General features: G+C 34.3%; 30 protein-coding genes. All 30 read left to right on the top strand.

Annotated features, from left to right (window positions below; translation table 11 throughout):
• Window positions 1-11: 11 nt before the first annotated feature.
• The 30 genes from rpsG (at window position 12) to L0U72_RS06960 (ending at window position 16962) form a co-directional block, all read left to right on the top strand.
• Window positions 12-488: a 30S ribosomal protein S7 gene (gene rpsG / locus L0U72_RS07105; protein WP_058885440.1), complete on the top strand. Its 477-nt coding sequence runs from the start codon at window positions 12-14 to the stop codon at window positions 486-488.
• A 3-nt stretch (window positions 489-491) separates the two neighbouring features.
• Window positions 492-2609, top strand: a complete 2118-nt coding sequence (gene fusA / locus L0U72_RS07100) for an elongation factor G (protein ID WP_233883545.1) — start codon at window positions 492-494, stop codon at window positions 2607-2609.
• A 12-nt stretch (window positions 2610-2621) separates the two neighbouring features.
• Window positions 2622-2927, top strand: coding sequence for a 30S ribosomal protein S10 (gene rpsJ / locus L0U72_RS07095; protein WP_058885438.1), 306 nt, complete (start codon window positions 2622-2624; stop codon window positions 2925-2927).
• 292 nt (window positions 2928-3219) lie between these two features.
• On the top strand, window positions 3220-3837 hold the full coding sequence (gene rplC / locus L0U72_RS07090) for a 50S ribosomal protein L3 (RefSeq protein WP_058885437.1): 618 nt from the start codon (window positions 3220-3222) through the stop codon (window positions 3835-3837).
• Window positions 3837-4466, top strand: coding sequence for a 50S ribosomal protein L4 (gene rplD, locus L0U72_RS07085; RefSeq protein ID WP_101916660.1), 630 nt, complete (start codon window positions 3837-3839; stop codon window positions 4464-4466). Before rplC ends, rplD begins: the two co-directional genes overlap by 1 nt.
• A gap of 7 nt (window positions 4467-4473) precedes the next feature.
• A complete protein-coding gene (gene rplW, locus L0U72_RS07080) occupies window positions 4474-4764 on the top strand; it encodes a 50S ribosomal protein L23 (RefSeq protein ID WP_101916659.1) in 291 nt (96 codons plus the stop codon).
• An 11-nt stretch (window positions 4765-4775) separates the two neighbouring features.
• Window positions 4776-5600, top strand: coding sequence for a 50S ribosomal protein L2 (rplB, locus tag L0U72_RS07075; protein WP_101916658.1), 825 nt, complete (start codon window positions 4776-4778; stop codon window positions 5598-5600).
• A gap of 3 nt (window positions 5601-5603) precedes the next feature.
• Window positions 5604-5882: a 30S ribosomal protein S19 gene (gene rpsS / locus L0U72_RS07070; protein WP_101914885.1), complete on the top strand. Its 279-nt coding sequence runs from the start codon at window positions 5604-5606 to the stop codon at window positions 5880-5882.
• 9 nt (window positions 5883-5891) lie between these two features.
• Window positions 5892-6296 (top strand): 50S ribosomal protein L22, encoded by a 405-nt coding sequence (rplV, locus tag L0U72_RS07065; protein WP_101916657.1) that lies wholly within the window; start codon window positions 5892-5894, stop codon window positions 6294-6296.
• Between the two features lie 11 nt (window positions 6297-6307).
• The gene (gene rpsC, locus L0U72_RS07060) at window positions 6308-7033 is read left to right on the top strand and encodes a 30S ribosomal protein S3 (RefSeq protein ID WP_101916656.1); all 726 of its coding nucleotides are present in this window, start codon (window positions 6308-6310) and stop codon (window positions 7031-7033) included.
• Between the two features lie 22 nt (window positions 7034-7055).
• A complete protein-coding gene (rplP, locus tag L0U72_RS07055; RefSeq protein ID WP_101916655.1) occupies window positions 7056-7487 on the top strand; it encodes a 50S ribosomal protein L16 in 432 nt (143 codons plus the stop codon).
• Between the two features lie 11 nt (window positions 7488-7498).
• On the top strand, window positions 7499-7690 hold the full coding sequence (gene rpmC / locus L0U72_RS07050) for a 50S ribosomal protein L29 (protein ID WP_058885429.1): 192 nt from the start codon (window positions 7499-7501) through the stop codon (window positions 7688-7690).
• A gap of 18 nt (window positions 7691-7708) precedes the next feature.
• Entirely contained in the window at window positions 7709-7966 is a 258-nt protein-coding gene (gene rpsQ, locus L0U72_RS07045; protein WP_058885428.1) for a 30S ribosomal protein S17, read from the top strand.
• Window position 7967: 1 nt separating this feature from the next.
• Window positions 7968-8336, top strand: coding sequence for a 50S ribosomal protein L14 (gene rplN / locus L0U72_RS07040; RefSeq protein ID WP_058885427.1), 369 nt, complete (start codon window positions 7968-7970; stop codon window positions 8334-8336).
• 12 nt (window positions 8337-8348) lie between these two features.
• Complete coding sequence (gene rplX, locus L0U72_RS07035) at window positions 8349-8657, top strand: 50S ribosomal protein L24 (RefSeq protein WP_233883543.1); 309 nt, start codon at window positions 8349-8351, stop codon at window positions 8655-8657.
• Window positions 8658-8659: 2 nt separating this feature from the next.
• Window positions 8660-9211 (top strand): 50S ribosomal protein L5, encoded by a 552-nt coding sequence (gene rplE / locus L0U72_RS07030; protein WP_101907017.1) that lies wholly within the window; start codon window positions 8660-8662, stop codon window positions 9209-9211.
• Between the two features lie 3 nt (window positions 9212-9214).
• On the top strand, window positions 9215-9484 hold the full coding sequence (gene rpsN / locus L0U72_RS07025; RefSeq protein WP_233883541.1) for a 30S ribosomal protein S14: 270 nt from the start codon (window positions 9215-9217) through the stop codon (window positions 9482-9484).
• 629 nt (window positions 9485-10113) lie between these two features.
• Window positions 10114-10512: a 30S ribosomal protein S8 gene (gene rpsH, locus L0U72_RS07020; protein ID WP_101916654.1), complete on the top strand. Its 399-nt coding sequence runs from the start codon at window positions 10114-10116 to the stop codon at window positions 10510-10512.
• Between the two features lie 12 nt (window positions 10513-10524).
• Complete coding sequence (rplF, locus tag L0U72_RS07015; RefSeq protein WP_233883539.1) at window positions 10525-11070, top strand: 50S ribosomal protein L6; 546 nt, start codon at window positions 10525-10527, stop codon at window positions 11068-11070.
• A gap of 18 nt (window positions 11071-11088) precedes the next feature.
• Entirely contained in the window at window positions 11089-11439 is a 351-nt protein-coding gene (rplR, locus tag L0U72_RS07010) for a 50S ribosomal protein L18 (RefSeq protein WP_101916652.1), read from the top strand.
• 8 nt (window positions 11440-11447) lie between these two features.
• A complete protein-coding gene (gene rpsE / locus L0U72_RS07005; protein WP_101903633.1) occupies window positions 11448-11972 on the top strand; it encodes a 30S ribosomal protein S5 in 525 nt (174 codons plus the stop codon).
• 11 nt (window positions 11973-11983) lie between these two features.
• Entirely contained in the window at window positions 11984-12166 is a 183-nt protein-coding gene (rpmD, locus tag L0U72_RS07000; RefSeq protein ID WP_101916651.1) for a 50S ribosomal protein L30, read from the top strand.
• A 12-nt stretch (window positions 12167-12178) separates the two neighbouring features.
• A complete protein-coding gene (gene rplO / locus L0U72_RS06995; protein ID WP_101916650.1) occupies window positions 12179-12628 on the top strand; it encodes a 50S ribosomal protein L15 in 450 nt (149 codons plus the stop codon).
• Between the two features lie 14 nt (window positions 12629-12642).
• On the top strand, window positions 12643-13962 hold the full coding sequence (secY, locus tag L0U72_RS06990) for a preprotein translocase subunit SecY (RefSeq protein WP_233898828.1): 1320 nt from the start codon (window positions 12643-12645) through the stop codon (window positions 13960-13962).
• A 1-nt stretch (window position 13963) separates the two neighbouring features.
• Window positions 13964-14179: a translation initiation factor IF-1 gene (gene infA / locus L0U72_RS06985; protein WP_024740627.1), complete on the top strand. Its 216-nt coding sequence runs from the start codon at window positions 13964-13966 to the stop codon at window positions 14177-14179.
• 12 nt (window positions 14180-14191) lie between these two features.
• Window positions 14192-14308, top strand: coding sequence for a type B 50S ribosomal protein L36 (gene ykgO / locus L0U72_RS06980; protein ID WP_073316873.1), 117 nt, complete (start codon window positions 14192-14194; stop codon window positions 14306-14308).
• Entirely contained in the window at window positions 14308-14673 is a 366-nt protein-coding gene (gene rpsM, locus L0U72_RS06975) for a 30S ribosomal protein S13 (RefSeq protein ID WP_101916648.1), read from the top strand. The genes ykgO and rpsM overlap by 1 nt, the downstream gene beginning before the upstream one ends.
• A gap of 78 nt (window positions 14674-14751) precedes the next feature.
• A complete protein-coding gene (rpsK, locus tag L0U72_RS06970) occupies window positions 14752-15138 on the top strand; it encodes a 30S ribosomal protein S11 (protein ID WP_135543538.1) in 387 nt (128 codons plus the stop codon).
• A 131-nt stretch (window positions 15139-15269) separates the two neighbouring features.
• The gene (rpsD, locus tag L0U72_RS06965) at window positions 15270-15875 is read left to right on the top strand and encodes a 30S ribosomal protein S4 (RefSeq protein ID WP_101916646.1); all 606 of its coding nucleotides are present in this window, start codon (window positions 15270-15272) and stop codon (window positions 15873-15875) included.
• 94 nt (window positions 15876-15969) lie between these two features.
• The gene (locus L0U72_RS06960; RefSeq protein WP_101916645.1) at window positions 15970-16962 is read left to right on the top strand and encodes a DNA-directed RNA polymerase subunit alpha; all 993 of its coding nucleotides are present in this window, start codon (window positions 15970-15972) and stop codon (window positions 16960-16962) included.
• Window positions 16963-16992 lie beyond the last annotated feature (30 nt).

Here is a 16992-nt window from a genome sequence, read left to right as displayed (position 1 = left end):
AATGTAAAGACATGAGAAAAAGAAAAGCGAAAAAAAGAGTCCTTTTACCGGATCCAAGGTTTAATGACCAATTGGTAACACGTTTTGTGAATAACTTAATGTGGGATGGTAAAAAGTCTGTGGCTTTTAAAGTATTTTATGATGCAATAGACATCGTAAATGAAAAAAAGACTGACGAGGAAAAGTCAGCTTTAGAAATTTGGAAAGACGGTTTGTCTAATGTTATGCCACATGTAGAGGTTCGTTCTCGTCGTGTAGGTGGAGCAACTTTCCAGATACCAATGCAAATTCGCCCAGATCGTAAAGTATCTATGGCAATTAAATGGATGATTACTTATACGCGTAAGCGTAATGAGAAAACAATGGCACAGCGTTTAGCTGCTGAAATCTTAGCTGCGGCTAAAGAAGAAGGAGCCGCTGTTAAAAAGCGTACTGATACGCATAAAATGGCTGAAGCTAACAAAGCATTCTCACACTTTAGATTCTAAGAAATGGCTAGAGATTTAAAATTTACTAGAAATATTGGTATTGCTGCACATATTGATGCAGGTAAAACCACTACTACAGAGCGTGTATTGTATTATACAGGTGTGAGCCATAAAATAGGTGAGGTACATGATGGTGCCGCAACTATGGACTGGATGGAGCAAGAGCAAGAAAGAGGTATTACAATTACTTCTGCTGCTACCACTTGTGAGTGGAAGTTTCCATTAAATAACGGTGAAGCTACTGATCAAACAAAAGGATATCACTTTAATATTATTGATACTCCTGGTCACGTTGATTTTACGGTAGAGGTGAATCGTTCATTAAGAGTTCTTGATGGTTTAGTATTCTTATTTAGTGCTGTTGATGGTGTTGAGCCTCAATCAGAAACTAACTGGAGACTTGCTGATAACTATAAAGTACCTCGTATTGGATTTGTGAATAAAATGGACCGTCAGGGATCTAACTTTATGGCTGTTTGTCAGCAAGTAAAGGATATGTTAAAGTCAAATGCAGTGCCAATTGTGATGAACATTGGTGATGAGGATGAGTTTAAAGGTATTGTAGATTTAGTGAAGAATCGTGCTATTATATGGCATGATGCAACACAAGGAGCTACGTTTGATGAAATTGAAATTCCAGAGGATTTAAAAGAAGAAGCTGCTGAATTAAGAGGGAAACTTATTGAAGAGGTTGCTGCTTATGATGAAAATCTTTTAGAAAAATACATGGAAGATGAAGATTCAATTACGGAAGATGAGGTGCATGCTGCACTTCGTGCTGCTGTAATGGATATGTCTATCATTCCTATGATTTGTGGATCAGCATTTAAAAATAAAGGTGTTCAGTTCTTGTTAGATGCTGTATGTCGTTATTTACCTTCTCCAATGGATAAGGAAGCTGTTATCGGGACAAATCCTAGTACAGGTGAAGAAGAAAGAAGAAAGCCAGATGTTAAGGAGCCTTTTGCTGCTTTAGCATTTAAAATTGCTACGGATCCTTTCGTAGGACGTTTAGCCTTTTTTAGAGCTTATTCTGGGCGTTTAGACGCTGGTTCTTATGTTTTAAATAACCGTTCAGGTAAAAAAGAACGTATTTCTCGTATCTATCAAATGCACGCTAATAAGCAAAACGCTATTCCTTACATCGAAGCAGGGGATATCGGAGCAGCGGTAGGATTTAAATCGATTAAAACAGGAGATACTTTATCTGATGAAAAGCATCCTATTGTTTTAGAATCTATGGATTTCCCTGATCCGGTAATTGGTATCGCGGTTGAGCCTAAAACGAAAGCAGATGTTGATAAATTAGGAATGTCTTTAGCGAAGTTAGCAGAAGAAGATCCTACATTTACAGTTAGAACTGACGAAGCTTCAGGACAGACTATTATTTCTGGAATGGGCGAGTTACACTTAGATATTATTGTTGATCGTTTAAAACGTGAATTCAAGGTAGAAGTAAACGAAGGTCAGCCACAGGTAGAATATAAAGAGGCTATTACAGCTGCTGCAGAACATAGAGAAGTTTATAAGAAACAATCTGGAGGTCGTGGTAAGTTCGCTGATATTGTATTTACTATGGAACCAGCTGATGAGGGTGTTCAAGGGTTACAGTTTGAATCTGTAATTAAAGGTGGAAACGTTCCTAAAGAATTTGTTCCTTCTGTAGAGAAAGGATTCAAAGAAGCTATGAAGAACGGTCCTTTAGCAGGATACGAAATGGATTCAATGAAAGTAACTTTAAGAGATGGATCTTTCCACCCTGTGGATTCTGATGCATTATCTTTTGAGTTAGCTGCAAAAATGGGGTATAAGGCTGCTGCTAAAGCTGCCAAAGCCAGAATTATGGAGCCGTTAATGAAGGTCGAAGTGTTAACTCCAGAGGAGAACATGGGAGATATCGTAGGGGATTTAAACAGAAGAAGAGGGCAGGTAAACGACATGAGTGATCGTGCTGGAGCTAAAGTTGTAAAAGCATTAGTACCGTTATCAGAAATGTTCGGTTATGTTACTGCTTTAAGAACGATGTCTTCTGGTAGAGCTACTTCTACTATGGAATTTTCTCATTATACAGAAACTCCTTCAAATGTTTCTGAAGATGTAATTGCAAAAGCTAAAGGTTAATAAGATATTAAGATGAGCCAAAAAATTAGAATTAAATTAAAATCTTACGATTATAACTTGGTAGATAAATCTGCTGAAAAAATTGTAAAGACAGTAAAGGCTACTGGAGCTGTAGTAAACGGTCCTATTCCTTTACCAACAAATAAAAAGATTTTTACTGTATTACGTTCACCACACGTAAACAAAAAATCTAGAGAGCAATTTCAATTATCTGCTTACAAAAGATTATTAGACATCTATAGTTCTTCTTCTAAAACTATTGATGCTTTAATGAAACTTGAGTTACCTAGTGGAGTTGAAGTTGAAATAAAAGTATAATACAACTAACTTTCGGTTTAATTTTTTTAAACCGAAAGTTTTTTATACTTTTGCACACCGGAATTTAGGTTCTGTGGTGTACAAATTCTGGTTTTTAATCAGAGTTTAACATGTCCTGAGGGTTTCGCAAGGGAAAGATGGTAAAAAACAAATTCAGAGCGAAGGTGTTTTTTCAGCTCTTTTTTTTGCTCAAAACTTAAAAAGGGAAAAATGAAACATTCGTTTCAAATAATTATTATTAATAGACGCGCTGGATACATAAATTAAATCTATCGTCTTAAAATTAACAAATATGTCTGGGTTAATAGGTAGAAAAGTAGGTATGACCAGCTTATTCGACGAAAACGGGAAGAATATTCCTTGTACAGTAATCGAAGCAGGGCCATGCGTGGTTACCCAAGTCAGAACTGAAGAAGTTGACGGCTATAGTGCGTTACAACTAGGTTTCGATGACAAAAAAGCAAAAAGCTCTAATAAAGCTTTAGATGGACACTTTACAAAAGCTGGTACATCTGCTAAGAAAAAAGTCATTGAATTTCAAGGTTTTGATGGAGAGTATAAATTAGGTGATTCAATTAGCGTTGATTACTTTACTGAAGGAGAATTCGTAGATGTTTCTGGAGTTTCAAAAGGTAAAGGTTTTCAAGGTGTTGTTAAACGTCATGGTTTTGCCGGTGTTGGTCAAGCAACTCACGGTCAGCATAACCGTTTAAGAGCTCCTGGTTCTATTGGTGCTGCATCATATCCTGCAAGAGTATTCAAAGGAATGCGAATGGCAGGTCGTATGGGTGGAGACAAAGTAAAAGTTCAAAATTTAAAAGTATTAAAAGTGGTTGCTGATAAGAATCTTATCGTAGTTAAGGGAGCAATTCCTGGTCACAAGAATACTTTTGTAACTATCGAAAAATAATGAAAGTAGCAGTTTTAGATATTACAGGAAAAGATACCGGTAGAAAAGTTGAACTTTCTAACGAGGTATTCGCAATTGAGCCAAATGATCACGCAATTTATTTAGATGTAAAGCAGTACTTGGCTAATCAAAGACAAGGTACTCATAAAGCTAAAGAAAGAGCTGAGATTGCAGGTAGTACAAGAAAGATTAAAAAGCAAAAAGGAACAGGTACTGCACGTGCGGGTTCTATTAAATCTGGAGTTTTCAGAGGAGGTGGACGTATGTTTGGACCAAGACCAAGAAGCTATTCTTTCAAGTTAAATAAAAACTTAAAGCGTTTAGCACGTAAGTCTGCTTTAAGTATTCAAGCAAAAGATAGTAATTTAGTAGTTATTGAAGATTTCGATTTTGAATCTCCAAAAACTAAAGAATTTATCAATGTTTTAAAAGCTTTAGATTTAGAGACTACTAAGTCTTTATTCGTTTTAGGAGAAGAAAATGCTAATGTTTATTTATCATCTCGTAACTTAAAAGGAACTAAAGTTGTAAATGCTACAGGAGTAAATACTTACAGTGTTTTAAACGCTAACAAAGTAATTATTTCTGAAAGCTCTTTAGAAGGAATTCAATCTAATTTAAGTAAATAGGAAAGATATGAGTATTTTAATAAAACCTATTATTACGGAAAAAGCAACACAGGATAGCGAAGTTAATAATCGTTATGCATTTGTGGTAAATAGTAAGGCTAATAAATTGGAAATCAGAAGTGCTGTTGAAGCAACTTACGGTGTAGCAATTAAGTCTGTGAAAACTATGAATTATCCTATTAAAAGAAATACTAAACATACCAAAAAAGGTTTAGTTACAGGGATAACAAGTGGATACAAAAAAGCAATCATTCAGTTAGCTGAAGGACATGCTATTGATTTTTATAACAATCTTTAAGAAAAGACAACATGTCAGTTAGAAAATTAAAACCAATAACACCAGGTCAGCGTTTTAGAGTTGTAAATGGGTTCGACACCATAACAACTGATAAGCCGGAGAAATCTTTATTAGCTCCGAAAAAACGATCTGGAGGTCGAAACAACCAGGGTAGAATGACAACACGTAACATTGGTGGTGGTCATAAACAAAAATATCGTATTATCGATTTCAAAAAAGATAAGCATGGTATTCCTGCAACAGTAAAAACTATAGAGTACGATCCAAATCGTACTGCATTTATTGCTTTACTTAGTTATGCTGATGGTGAGAAGCGTTATGTAATTGCACAAAACGGTTTAAAAGTAGGTCAGGTAATCGTTTCAGGAAAAAACTTAGCTCCAGAAGTAGGGAATGGTTTATTCTTAAGCGAAATTCCTTTAGGAACTACAATTTCTTGTATTGAGTTACACCCAGGTCAAGGAGCTGTTATGGCTCGTTCAGCTGGTTCATTTGCTCAATTAATGGCAAGAGATGGAAAGTATGCAACAGTAAAGTTACCTTCAGGTGAAACAAGATTAATCTTGTTAACTTGTATGGCAACTATTGGAGTTGTATCGAACTCAGATCACCAATTACTAGTTTCTGGTAAAGCTGGTAGATCTAGATGGTTAGGTAAGCGTCCAAGAACGAACGCTGTACGTATGAATCCAGTGGATCACCCAATGGGTGGTGGTGAAGGACGTTCTTCAGGAGGACATCCAAGATCAAGAAACGGTATTCCAGCTAAAGGGTTTAAGACTAGATCTAAAACTAAAGCTAGTAATAAGTATATTATAGAACGTAGAAAGAAATAAACCATGGCAAGATCATTAAAAAAAGGACCTTTCGTTCACTATAAATTAGAGAAAAAAGTGTTAGCTAACGTTGAAACTGAGAGTACTTCAGTTATCAAAACTTGGTCAAGAGCAAGTATGATTACTCCAGATTTCGTTGGGCAAACAATTGCCGTTCATAATGGACGTCAGTTTGTACCAGTTTACGTTACTGAAAACATGGTAGGTCATAAATTAGGCGAATTTTCACCAACACGTTCTTTTAGAGGGCACGCTGGTGCAAAAAATAAAGGAAAAAAATAGTAGGAAATTATGGGAAGTCGTAAACATAACATGGCAACACAGTTAAAAGAAGCAAGAAAGTCTAAAGCTTTCGCTAAAATAACTAATTGTCCTACATCACCAAGAAAAATGCGCTTGGTAGCAGATTTAGTAAGAGGTGTTGAAGTTGAAAAAGCTTTACAAATCTTGAAATTTAGCTCGAAAGAAGCAGCTACAAATTTAGAGAAATTGTTATTGTCTGCAATTGCAAACTGGCAAGCTAAAAATGAAGACGCTAGTATCGAAGATGCTGGATTATTCGTGAAATCTATTTGTGTAGATAGCGCAGGTATGTTAAAGAGATTAAGACCAGCTCCACAAGGTCGTGCTCATAGAATTCGTAAGCGTTCTAATCACGTTACTTTAGAGTTAGGTACTAAAATTAAAAGCAATTAATCAAAGTAGATATGGGACAAAAAACAAATCCAATTGGAAATCGTTTAGGAATTATCAGAGGATGGGAATCTAACTGGTACGGTGGAAACGACTACGGAGATAAATTAGCTGAAGACTATAAAATAAGAGAGTATGTTAGTGCTCGTTTATTTAAAGCAAGTGTATCAAGAATTATTATTGAGCGCACACTTAAACTTGTAACCGTTACTATCACTACTGCTAGACCTGGTATTATTATTGGAAAAGGTGGGCAAGAGGTAGACAAGTTAAAAGAAGAGCTTAAGAAAATTACAGGAAAAGAAGTTCAAATTAATATTTTCGAAATTAAGCGTCCAGAATTAGATGCTAATTTAGTAGCAGCTAGTGTTGCGCGTCAAATTGAAAATAGAATTTCTTACAAGCGTGCTACCAAAATGGCTATTACAGCAGCAATGAGAATGAATTCAGAAGGGATTAAAATCCAAATTTCTGGTCGTTTGAATGGAGCAGAAATGGCACGTTCTGAGCACTATAAAGAAGGAAGAATTCCTCTTTCTACTTTTAGAGCAGATATCGATTATGCACTTGTTGAGGCACATACACAATACGGAAGATTAGGTATTAAGGTATGGATCATGAAAGGTGAGGTATATGGAAAACGTGAATTATCTCCATTAGCAGGACTATCTAAACAAAAAGGTGGTGCTAATAAAGGTGGCGGTAATGCTAAACGTCAACAACCTCGCAGAAGAAAATAATTTTTAAAATTAGAAATTAAAAATGTTACAGCCAAAAAGAGTAAAATACCGTAAGGTACAGAAGGCGAAAGGAAATATGAAAGGTAACTCTGGTAGAGGTGCTCAACTTTCTAACGGAACGTTTGGTATCAAATCATTAGATCAGAATTTACTTACCTCGCGCCAAATAGAGGCAGCTCGTATTGCGGCAACTCGTCACATGAAGAGAGAAGGACAGCTTTGGATTAAAATATTTCCAGACAAGCCTATTACAAAGAAACCTTTAGAAGTACGTATGGGTAAGGGTAAAGGTGCTCCAGATCATTTTGTTTCAGTAATTAAACCAGGTAGAATTTTGTTTGAAATTGGTGGTGTACCAATGAATGTAGCAAAAGAAGCTTTACGTTTAGCTGCACAAAAACTTCCAGTTAAAACGAGGTTTGTTATTGCAAGAGATTTTGATTTTAACGCTTAATTCTATATACAATGAAACAATCAGCAATTAAAGAATTAACCACTACCGACTTACAAGGAAGGTTAGTGACGTTAAAGAAAAATTATACGGATCTTAAGATGGCTCACGCCATAACTCCATTGGAGAACCCAATGCAGATTAAAAGCTTAAGAAAAACTGTAGCAAGAATTGCTACAGAGTTAACTAAAAGAGAATTACAATAATTCTAGTCAGTTTTAAAGATGGAGAAAAGAAATCTTAGAAAAGAGAGAATAGGTGTAGTATCTAGTAGCAAAATGGAGAAATCTATTGTTGTTAATGAGGTAAAAAGAACCAAGCACCCAATGTACGGTAAGTTCGTATTAAAGACGAAAAAGTACGTTGCACATGACGAGAATAACGATTGCAACGAAGGAGATACTGTTAGGATCATGGAAACACGTCCTATGAGTAAATCTAAACGTTGGAGATTAGTAGAAATCCTAGATAGAGCTAAATAATATGTTACAGACAGAATCAAGATTAAGAGTCGCAGATAACACTGGAGCAAAAGAAGTTTTAGTGATTAGAGTATTAGGAGGAACAAGAAAGCGTTACGCTAGTGTTGGTGATAAGATTGTTGTTACAATCAAATCTACAACTCCAAATGGAAGTGTAAAGAAAGGTCAAGTATCTCGTGCTGTTGTTGTTCGTACTAAAAAAGAAATTAGACGTAAGGACGGATCATATATCAGATTTGATGATAATGCTTGTGTACTTTTAAATCCTACTGAGGAAATGAGAGGGACACGTGTATTTGGTCCTGTTGCCCGTGAATTACGTGATAAGCAATTTATGAAGATAGTATCATTAGCACCTGAAGTGCTTTAAATCGACATTAAGATGAAGAAGTTCAAAATAAAATCAGGAGATACTGTTAGAGTATTAGCAGGAGATCACAAAGGATCGGAAGGTAAAGTTTTACAAATCCTTAGAGATAAGGACAGAGTATTAGTAGAAGGTGTGAACATGGTGTCTAAACACACTAAACCATCTGCAGCTAGTCCTCAAGGAGGAATTGTAAAAAAGGAAGCTTCTTTACACATATCTAACTTAGCGTTAATCGAAAACGGTGAAGCTGTAAAAGTTGGTTATAAAGTAGAAGAAGGTAAGAAAATTAGATTTTCAAAAAAATCGGATAAAGCAATATAACAATGAGTTACGTACCAAGATTAAAAGAGGAGTACAAGAGCAGAGTTATAAAAGCTCTTACTGAGGAATTCGGTTATAGTAATGTAATGCAAGTGCCTAAATTACAAAAGATTGTTGTAAATAAAGGTGTTGGTGCAGCTATAGCAGATAAGAAATTAATAGAATACGCTATTGACGAGTTAAGTACAATTACAGGTCAAAAAGCAGTTTCAACGATCTCTAAGAAAGATGTTGCAAACTTCAAATTACGTAAAGGGATGCCAATTGGTGCGAAAGTTACGTTAAGAGGAGTTAAAATGTACGAATTTTTAGACAGATTAGTTACTGCTTCTTTACCACGTGTAAGAGACTTTAACGGAATTAAAGCGAACGGTTTTGATGGTAGAGGTAATTACAACTTAGGAATTACTGAACAAATCATCTACCCTGAAATTAATATTGATCAAGTAAAAAAGATTAGTGGAATGGATATTACTTTTGTAACGTCTGCAAACACTGATAAAGAAGCTAAATCTTTATTAACTGAATTAGGTTTACCATTTAAAAAGAACTAGAAGATGGCTAAAGAATCAATGAAAGCGCGTGAGCGTAAAAGAGCTAAAACGGTAGCAAAGTATGCAGATAAGAGAAAGGCTTTAAAAGCAGCTGGAGACTATGAAGGTTTACAAAAGTTACCTAAGAATGCATCACCAGTTAGAATGCACAATCGTTGTAAATTAACAGGTCGTCCGAAAGGATATATGCGTCAGTTCGGTGTTTCACGTGTTACTTTCCGTGAAATGGCTAACAATGGATTAATTCCAGGTGTTAAAAAAGCAAGCTGGTAAACAGCACTTTTTATAAAAAATAAAAAGCATATCACAATTTTGTGGTATGCTTTTTTTTATATGTGATATTTTTAATAGTGATATTATTTGTTGTATAAAAAATATATTTTAGTTTTTACTTCTAATTTTACTTCCAAGTAAGTAATAAAAAAAATTGTCAAACTGAATTTATTTTAGTTTTGTCTCCTCTATATACGACGGTTTTTATTTTTTGCAAATTTCATTCATTTTGAAGCTAAAAAATTTCTTGAATTGATAAGTTATTTATGAATTCCTTTAGAAATTTTTTATTGAATAAAATTTAAACAGGCTTTATATAAAACACGTAAAATTTAATTATTGATTTCTATTAAAATGAATAATTTTAAAGGTTTAAATACGCCAATAGATTAAAAACCAAAATGATAATTCATAAAAATGTTTATTTCTGATTTTTTTTATTATATTTGCACTCTGTTTTGTAAGATAAATTGTGCCTTGTAAGTAAATACTCTCTAAATATAGTATAATGCTTATGAGATTTTATCTTAAAAACTAAAAATAAATATTAACGGGTTTCAGGTTCGGTAGTCTCTTTTATCTGCAAAGAAAAAGAATTATTGAAAACCAAAACCATAATTTAATTAATTATGTATACAGATCCAATTGCGGATTTTCTTACTCGAGTGAGAAATGCTATTGCAGCAAATCATCGAGTGGTTGAGATTCCTGCTTCAAAATTGAAGAAGGAAATGACGAAAATTTTGTTCGATCAAGGTTATGTTTTAAGCTACCAGTTCAATGAAGATAAAGTTCAGGGAACAATCAAAATCGCTTTAAAATACGACAGAGACACGAAAGAATCAGTAATCAGAAAGATTCAAAGAATTTCAACACCAGGTTTACGTAAATACGTTGGCGCTAAAGAAATGCCAAGAGTATTAAACGGTTTAGGTATTGCTATTGTTTCTACATCGAGAGGTGTAATGACAAACAAAAAAGCAAAACTTGAAAATGTTGGTGGTGAAGTATTATGTTACGTTTATTAATCACTTTGTACGATGAGTAGAATAGGGAAAAATCCAATCGCATTACCACAAGGTGTTGAAGTTAAAGTAGACGGAAATGTGGTTACAGTAAAAGGTAAATTAGGAACATTAACTCAAGAGTTAAAGTCTGAAATTACTGCAGAAATTGAAGATGGTGTTTTAACAGTTAAAAGAGCATCAGATAGTAAAGATCATAGAGCAGCGCACGGTTTATACCGTTCTTTAATCAGTAACATGATTGAAGGTGTTTCTAATGGTTATACTAAGGAATTAGAGTTAGTAGGTGTAGGTTACAGAGCATCTAACCAAGGGCAAAAGTTAGATTTAGCTTTAGGTTTCTCTCATAATATTGTTTTAAACTTAGCTCCTGAAGTAAAGGTTGAAACGGTATCAGATAAAGGGAAAAACCCAATCATTAAGTTATCTTCATTTGACAAGCAGTTAGTTGGTCAAGTTGCAGCGAAAATTCGTTCTTTCCGTGCTCCAGAGCCATATAAAGGAAAAGGAATTAAGTTTGTAGGTGAAGTATTAAGAAGAAAAGCAGGTAAATCTGCATAATAAATAAGAGAAATTATTATGGCATTATCAAAGCTTGAAAGAAGACAACGAATTAAGTATAGAATTAGAAAAGTTATTACTGGAACAGCTGCTAAACCTAGGTTATCAGTTTTCAGAAGTAACAAAGAAATTTATGCTCAATTAATTGATGACGTTACTGGTGCTACAATTGCATCTGCATCATCAAGAGATAAAGAAATTACATCTGGTTCTAAATCAGAAGCTGCTACTGCAGTAGGAAAAGCAATTGCTGAAAGAGCTGCTGGAAAAGGTGTTGAAACTGTTTCTTTTGATAGAAATGGATTTTTATACCACGGTAGAGTTAAAGTATTAGCTGAAGCTGCTAGAGAAGCTGGTTTAAAATTTTAAGAAATTATATTATGTTAGGATATAAAAACGTAGAAAGAGTAAAACCAAGCGGATTAGAGCTTGTAGATAAATTAGTAGGTGTACAACGTGTTACTAAGGTTACAAAAGGGGGTAGAGCATTTGGTTTCTCTGCAATCGTAATTGTAGGTGATGGTAATGGTGTTGTAGGTCATGGATTAGGAAAGTCTAAAGATGTTGCTTCTGCAATTGCTAAAGCGATTGAAGATGCAAAGAAAAGTTTAGTACGTATTCCTCTTCTAGACGGTACTTTACCTCATGAACAAAAAGGTAAATTTGGTGGTGCGAAAGTATTCATCAAGCCTGCTTCACATGGTACAGGGGTTATCGCCGGTGGTGCAGTACGTTCAGTATTGGAATCAGTTGGTGTTAAAGACGTATTATCAAAATCTCAAGGATCTTCAAATCCTCATAACGTAGTGAAAGCAACTTTTGATGCTTTATTACAATTACGTAATGCGGCAACTATTGCTAAGCAAAGAGGTATTTCTTTAGAGAAAGTTTTTAACGGTTAAAATTTAAGACGATGAGTAAAATTAAAGTTACACAAGTAAAGAGTAAAATTGGTCGCCTTAAAAGTCAAAAAGCAACGTTAGAGGCATTAGGTTTACGCAAATTGAACCAAACTGTAGAGCACAATGCAACAGCTCCAATTTTGGGAATGGTAAAAACAGTTTCACACTTAGTTTCTGTAGAGGAAATTAAATAAGACAATAATAAGATGAGTTTACATAACTTAAAACCTGCAGTAGGATCTACAAAGAGCCGTAAACGTATAGCACGTGGAGAAGGTTCTGGTAAAGGAGGTACTGCAACAAGAGGTCATAATGGTCAGAAATCTCGTTCTGGTTATTCTCGTAAAATAGGATTTGAAGGAGGTCAGATGCCACTTCAAAGACGTGTACCTAAATTTGGTTTCACAAACATTAACCGTAAAGAATATGTTGGTGTTAATTTAGAGAAATTACAAGAATTAGTTGAAAACGGAAAGATTTCAGATACAGTAACTTTAGCGATTTTAGTAGAAAATCGTTTAGCTCGTAAAAATGACTTAGTAAAAATACTAGGAAATGGTGAGTTAAAAGCTAAATTAAACATAACCGTACACAAATTTACTGCAACAGCAAAAGCCGCTATTGAAGCTGCAGGAGGTGAGGTAGTTACATTATAAAACAACTGTAAATGATGAATTTTATAAATACATTAAAAGACATTTGGAAGATAGAAGAGTTGAAGGAGAAATTACTTTTAACTTTAGGTTTAATTGCTGTTTACCGCTTTATGTCGGCAGTTCCATTACCTGGAATTGATCCTACACAGTTATCAGCATTGCAAGACAGTACTTCTAGTGGACTTTTGGGTTTATTAAACGCATTTACAGGTGGGGCATTTGCTAGAGCGTCAGTAATGGCTCTTGGTATAATGCCTTATATTTCTGCTTCTATTGTAGTTCAGTTAATGGGTATCGCGGTACCATATTTGCAAAAATTACAAAAAGATGGAGAAAGTGGACGTAAGAAAATTACACAAATAACAAGATGGTTAACAATTGCTATTACATTGTTTCAAGCACCAACCTATATTGGTATTATTCAAAACCAAATGGGCTTAGGACCTGAAGCTTTCTTAGTAACAGGATTCACATTTTGGGTATCATCAATTATTCTTTTAACTGCAGGAACAGTTTTTGCAATGTGGTTAGGAGAGCGTATTACAGACAAAGGAGTTGGTAATGGTATTTCATTATTAATTACAGTAGGTATTATTGCAAATTTTCCAGCAGCTTTTATTCAGGAATTAGTTTCTAAACAAACAGCAGGAGCAGGAGGTATTATGATGATTCTAATCGAATTAATAGTTTGGTTTGTAGTGATTTTGTTAACCGTATTATTAGTTACCGCAGTACGTAAAGTTGCCGTTCAATACGCACGTCGTACAGCAGTTACCGATATTAAAGATGTTGATGGTGCACGCCAATACATTCCTTTAAAATTGAATGCATCTGGTGTAATGCCAATTATTTTTGCACAAGCTATTATGTTTTTACCAGTAGCTTTAGGTCAAAAATTTCCAGCATTAAATAGTTTAACCGATAACTTCGGATTGTGGTATAACGTTATATTTGCTATCTTGATTGTTGTTTTTAGTTATTTTTATACGGCGATTACAATCCCTACAAATAAAATGGCTGAAGACTTAAAAAGAAGTAATGGTTTCGTTCCAGGGTATAAACCAGGAGAAGAAACTGCAAATTATTTAGATGCCGTGTTATCTAAGATAACATTTCCAGGGTCTTTATTTTTAGCAGCTTTATCTATCTTACCTGCAATTATTGTAAAGTTTGGGGTAACTCAAAACTGGGCAATGTTCTTCGGAGGAACTTCTCTAATCATTATGGTTGGAGTGGCAATAGATACCATACAGCAAATTAACTCGTATTTATTAAACAGTCGTTATGATGGTTTAATGAAAACAGGTAACAGTAACAGAAAATCATTAAAATAATATGGCTAAACAACCAGCAATTCAACAAGACGGAACGATTACAGAAGCATTATCAAATGCAATGTTTCGTGTAGAATTAGAAAACGGACATATTGTTACGGCTCACATTTCAGGGAAAATGCGTATGCATTATATTAAGCTTTTACCTGGAGATAAGGTGAAGTTAGAAATGAGTCCGTATGATTTATCAAAGGCAAGAATTACTTACAGATATTAAAAACACAGACTGATGAAAGTAAGAGCATCATTAAAGAAAAGAAGTGCCGAGTGCAAGATTGTACGACGAAAAGGCAGATTATACGTAATAAATAAAAAGAATCCTAGATTTAAACAAAGACAAGGGTAATGGCAAGAATAGCAGGTATTGATATTCCAAAGAATAAAAGAGGTGTTATCGCTTTAACTTACATCTTTGGTATAGGGAACAGCAGAGCTAAAGAACTTTTAGCAGCAGCAAAAATAGATGAGAGTATCAAAGTTCAAGATTGGAGCGATGATCAAATTGCAGCAATTCGTGAGCAAGTAGGGAATTTTACTATTGAAGGTGAGTTACGTTCAGAGGTTCAATTAAGCATTAAACGTTTAATGGATATCGGATGTCAAAGAGGTATTCGTCATAGACTTGGCTTACCTTTAAGAGGTCAAAGAACAAAGAATAACTCTCGTACTAGAAAAGGTAAGAGAAAAACTGTAGCTAACAAGAAAAAATAAGTTAGATAAGTAATAAAGATCTAATAATAGTTGTAAAACTATAAAGTTAGAAAACTAAATTACTAAAACTATAAAATCATGGCAAAGTCTAAAGTAGCAAAAAAACGTAAAGTTGTAATAGAATCAGTTGGTGAAGCTCACGTAACTGCATCTTTCAACAATATTATTATTTCTTTAACAAATAAAAAAGGTGACGTTATTTCTTGGTCATCTGCAGGTAAAATGGGTTTTAGAGGTTCTAAAAAGAACACTCCATACGCAGCTCAATTAGCCGCAGAAGATTGTGCTAACGTAGCAAAAGAAGCAGGTTTACGTAAAGTAAAAGTGTATGTTAAAGGACCTGGTAACGGTAGAGAGTCTGCAATCAGATCTATCCACAATGCTGGAATCGAAGTAACTGAAATTATTGATGTTACCCCTATTCCTCATAACGGATGTCGTCCTCCAAAAAGAAGAAGAGTATAAGTTGATTTTATCAACTTATATTTTTTTAGCGTAACATAGAAGTACGCAAAATAAAATATTTTAACTAAAGTAGGAATCCGATTATCGAAGGAGTACGCCTTAATTCATAATCCCTGCTAAAATAACAAGAAATGGCAAGATATACAGGACCAAAAACTAAAATTGCTCGTAAATTTGGCGAAGCAATTTTTGGAGAAGATAAAAGCTTCGAAAAAAGAAACTACCCTCCAGGACAACACGGAAACGCTAGAAGAAGAGGTAAGAAATCAGAATATGCAACTCAATTAATGGAGAAGCAAAAAGCGAAATACATGTATGGTATTTTAGAACGTCAATTCCGTAATTTATTCAAGAGCGCACAAGCTGCTGGAGGAGTTACAGGTGAGGTTTTATTACAATTATGTGAGTCTCGTTTAGATAACGTAGTGTTTCGTTTAGGAATTGCGAACTCTCGTAGTGGAGCTCGTCAATTAGTTTCTCACCGTCATATTACTGTAAATGGATCAATCGTAAATATTCCATCATACAACTTACAGCCAGGAGATGTTGTAGCTGTAAGAGAGAAGTCTAAATCATTATTAGCTATCGAAAATGCATTAGCATCGAATAGTAATGTTTACGAATGGTTAAGCTGGAATTCTGATTTGAAATCTGGAAGCTTTATCAAAGCTCCTGAGAGATTACAAATTCCTGAAAATATCAAGGAACAATTAATCGTAGAATTATATTCTAAATAATAAATTATTTATATTGTTATTTAGCCAAAGGGTTTATCTGTATTTCTTCAAACTAATAAACCGCGCAACTAAATAACAATTAAAACGAAGATACATGGCAATTTTAAATTTTCAAAAGCCCGATAAAGTAATAATGATTGAATCTACTGAGTTTAAAGGTAGATTTGAATTCAGACCTCTTGAACCAGGTTTTGGATTAACCGTTGGTAATGCTTTAAGAAGAGTCCTTTTATCTTCTTTAGAAGGATTTGCTATTACATCATTACGTGTTGATGGGGTTGATCATGAATTTTCAACAATTCAAGGAGTTGTAGAAGATGTTACAGAAATCATCTTAAACTTAAAACAAGTTCGTTTTAAGAAACAAATTGAAGAAACTGATAGAGAAACTGTATCAGTTGCAGTTTCGGGTCAAGAGCAATTTACTGCGGGAGATTTACAGAAATTTACGTCAGGTTTTCAAGTATTAAATCCAGATTTAGTATTATTTAACCTTGATAAATCAGTAAGCTTTAACGCTGAAATCACTATCGAAAAAGGTAGAGGTTTTGTGCCAGCAGAAGAAAATAAAAGAGCAGGTGCACCCTTAGGAACAATTTTTACAGACTCTATTTACACTCCTATAAAGAATGTGAAATATGCTGTTGAGAATTTTCGTGTAGAACAAAAGACCGATTATGAAAAATTAGTTTTCGATATCGATACCGATGGTTCTATCAATCCTAAAGATGCCTTAACAGAAGGAGCTAAAATTTTAATTCACCACTTTATGTTATTCTCTGATGAGCGTATCACTTTAGAGGCTGATGAAATTGCTCAAACTGAAACATATGATGAGGAATCATTACATATGCGTCAGTTATTAAAGACGAAATTAGTAGATATGGATTTATCTGTTCGTGCTTTAAACTGTTTAAAAGCGGCTGAAGTAGATACTTTAGGAGACTTAGTATCATTCAACAAAAGCGATTTAATGAAATTTAGAAACTTTGGTAAAAAATCATTAACTGAATTAGATGAGTTAGTGGCGAATAAAAACCTTAATTTCGGAATGGATTTAAGCAAATACAAATTAGATAGAGATTAACCTTTCATATTTTGCTCCCCAAAAAGGGTT

The organism is Tenacibaculum piscium (genome assembly GCF_021390755.1).
Lineage (GTDB): Bacteria > Bacteroidota > Bacteroidia > Flavobacteriales > Flavobacteriaceae > Polaribacter > Polaribacter piscius.
This window is presented reverse-complemented; position numbering and strand designations above follow the sequence as displayed.

What these genes read in the sequence shown, in the direction of transcription:
- rpsG (WP_058885440.1), top strand. Translation starts at nt 12, where the DNA reads ATGAGAAAAAGAAAAGCGAAAAAAAGAGTCCTTTTACCGGATCCAAGG.
- fusA (WP_233883545.1), top strand. Translation starts at nt 492, where the DNA reads ATGGCTAGAGATTTAAAATTTACTAGAAATATTGGTATTGCTGCACAT.
- rpsJ (WP_058885438.1), top strand. Translation starts at nt 2,622, where the DNA reads ATGAGCCAAAAAATTAGAATTAAATTAAAATCTTACGATTATAACTTG.
- rplC (WP_058885437.1), top strand. Translation starts at nt 3,220, where the DNA reads ATGTCTGGGTTAATAGGTAGAAAAGTAGGTATGACCAGCTTATTCGAC.
- rplD (WP_101916660.1), top strand. Translation starts at nt 3,837, where the DNA reads ATGAAAGTAGCAGTTTTAGATATTACAGGAAAAGATACCGGTAGAAAA.
- rplW (WP_101916659.1), top strand. Translation starts at nt 4,474, where the DNA reads ATGAGTATTTTAATAAAACCTATTATTACGGAAAAAGCAACACAGGAT.
- rplB (WP_101916658.1), top strand. Translation starts at nt 4,776, where the DNA reads ATGTCAGTTAGAAAATTAAAACCAATAACACCAGGTCAGCGTTTTAGA.
- rpsS (WP_101914885.1), top strand. Translation starts at nt 5,604, where the DNA reads ATGGCAAGATCATTAAAAAAAGGACCTTTCGTTCACTATAAATTAGAG.
- rplV (WP_101916657.1), top strand. Translation starts at nt 5,892, where the DNA reads ATGGGAAGTCGTAAACATAACATGGCAACACAGTTAAAAGAAGCAAGA.
- rpsC (WP_101916656.1), top strand. Translation starts at nt 6,308, where the DNA reads ATGGGACAAAAAACAAATCCAATTGGAAATCGTTTAGGAATTATCAGA.
- rplP (WP_101916655.1), top strand. Translation starts at nt 7,056, where the DNA reads ATGTTACAGCCAAAAAGAGTAAAATACCGTAAGGTACAGAAGGCGAAA.
- rpmC (WP_058885429.1), top strand. Translation starts at nt 7,499, where the DNA reads ATGAAACAATCAGCAATTAAAGAATTAACCACTACCGACTTACAAGGA.
- rpsQ (WP_058885428.1), top strand. Translation starts at nt 7,709, where the DNA reads ATGGAGAAAAGAAATCTTAGAAAAGAGAGAATAGGTGTAGTATCTAGT.
- rplN (WP_058885427.1), top strand. Translation starts at nt 7,968, where the DNA reads ATGTTACAGACAGAATCAAGATTAAGAGTCGCAGATAACACTGGAGCA.
- rplX (WP_233883543.1), top strand. Translation starts at nt 8,349, where the DNA reads ATGAAGAAGTTCAAAATAAAATCAGGAGATACTGTTAGAGTATTAGCA.
- rplE (WP_101907017.1), top strand. Translation starts at nt 8,660, where the DNA reads ATGAGTTACGTACCAAGATTAAAAGAGGAGTACAAGAGCAGAGTTATA.
- rpsN (WP_233883541.1), top strand. Translation starts at nt 9,215, where the DNA reads ATGGCTAAAGAATCAATGAAAGCGCGTGAGCGTAAAAGAGCTAAAACG.
- rpsH (WP_101916654.1), top strand. Translation starts at nt 10,114, where the DNA reads ATGTATACAGATCCAATTGCGGATTTTCTTACTCGAGTGAGAAATGCT.
- rplF (WP_233883539.1), top strand. Translation starts at nt 10,525, where the DNA reads ATGAGTAGAATAGGGAAAAATCCAATCGCATTACCACAAGGTGTTGAA.
- rplR (WP_101916652.1), top strand. Translation starts at nt 11,089, where the DNA reads ATGGCATTATCAAAGCTTGAAAGAAGACAACGAATTAAGTATAGAATT.
- rpmD (WP_101916651.1), top strand. Translation starts at nt 11,984, where the DNA reads ATGAGTAAAATTAAAGTTACACAAGTAAAGAGTAAAATTGGTCGCCTT.
- rplO (WP_101916650.1), top strand. Translation starts at nt 12,179, where the DNA reads ATGAGTTTACATAACTTAAAACCTGCAGTAGGATCTACAAAGAGCCGT.
- secY (WP_233898828.1), top strand. Translation starts at nt 12,643, where the DNA reads ATGAATTTTATAAATACATTAAAAGACATTTGGAAGATAGAAGAGTTG.
- infA (WP_024740627.1), top strand. Translation starts at nt 13,964, where the DNA reads ATGGCTAAACAACCAGCAATTCAACAAGACGGAACGATTACAGAAGCA.
- ykgO (WP_073316873.1), top strand. Translation starts at nt 14,192, where the DNA reads ATGAAAGTAAGAGCATCATTAAAGAAAAGAAGTGCCGAGTGCAAGATT.
- rpsM (WP_101916648.1), top strand. Translation starts at nt 14,308, where the DNA reads ATGGCAAGAATAGCAGGTATTGATATTCCAAAGAATAAAAGAGGTGTT.
- rpsK (WP_135543538.1), top strand. Translation starts at nt 14,752, where the DNA reads ATGGCAAAGTCTAAAGTAGCAAAAAAACGTAAAGTTGTAATAGAATCA.
- rpsD (WP_101916646.1), top strand. Translation starts at nt 15,270, where the DNA reads ATGGCAAGATATACAGGACCAAAAACTAAAATTGCTCGTAAATTTGGC.
- L0U72_RS06960 (WP_101916645.1), top strand. Translation starts at nt 15,970, where the DNA reads ATGGCAATTTTAAATTTTCAAAAGCCCGATAAAGTAATAATGATTGAA.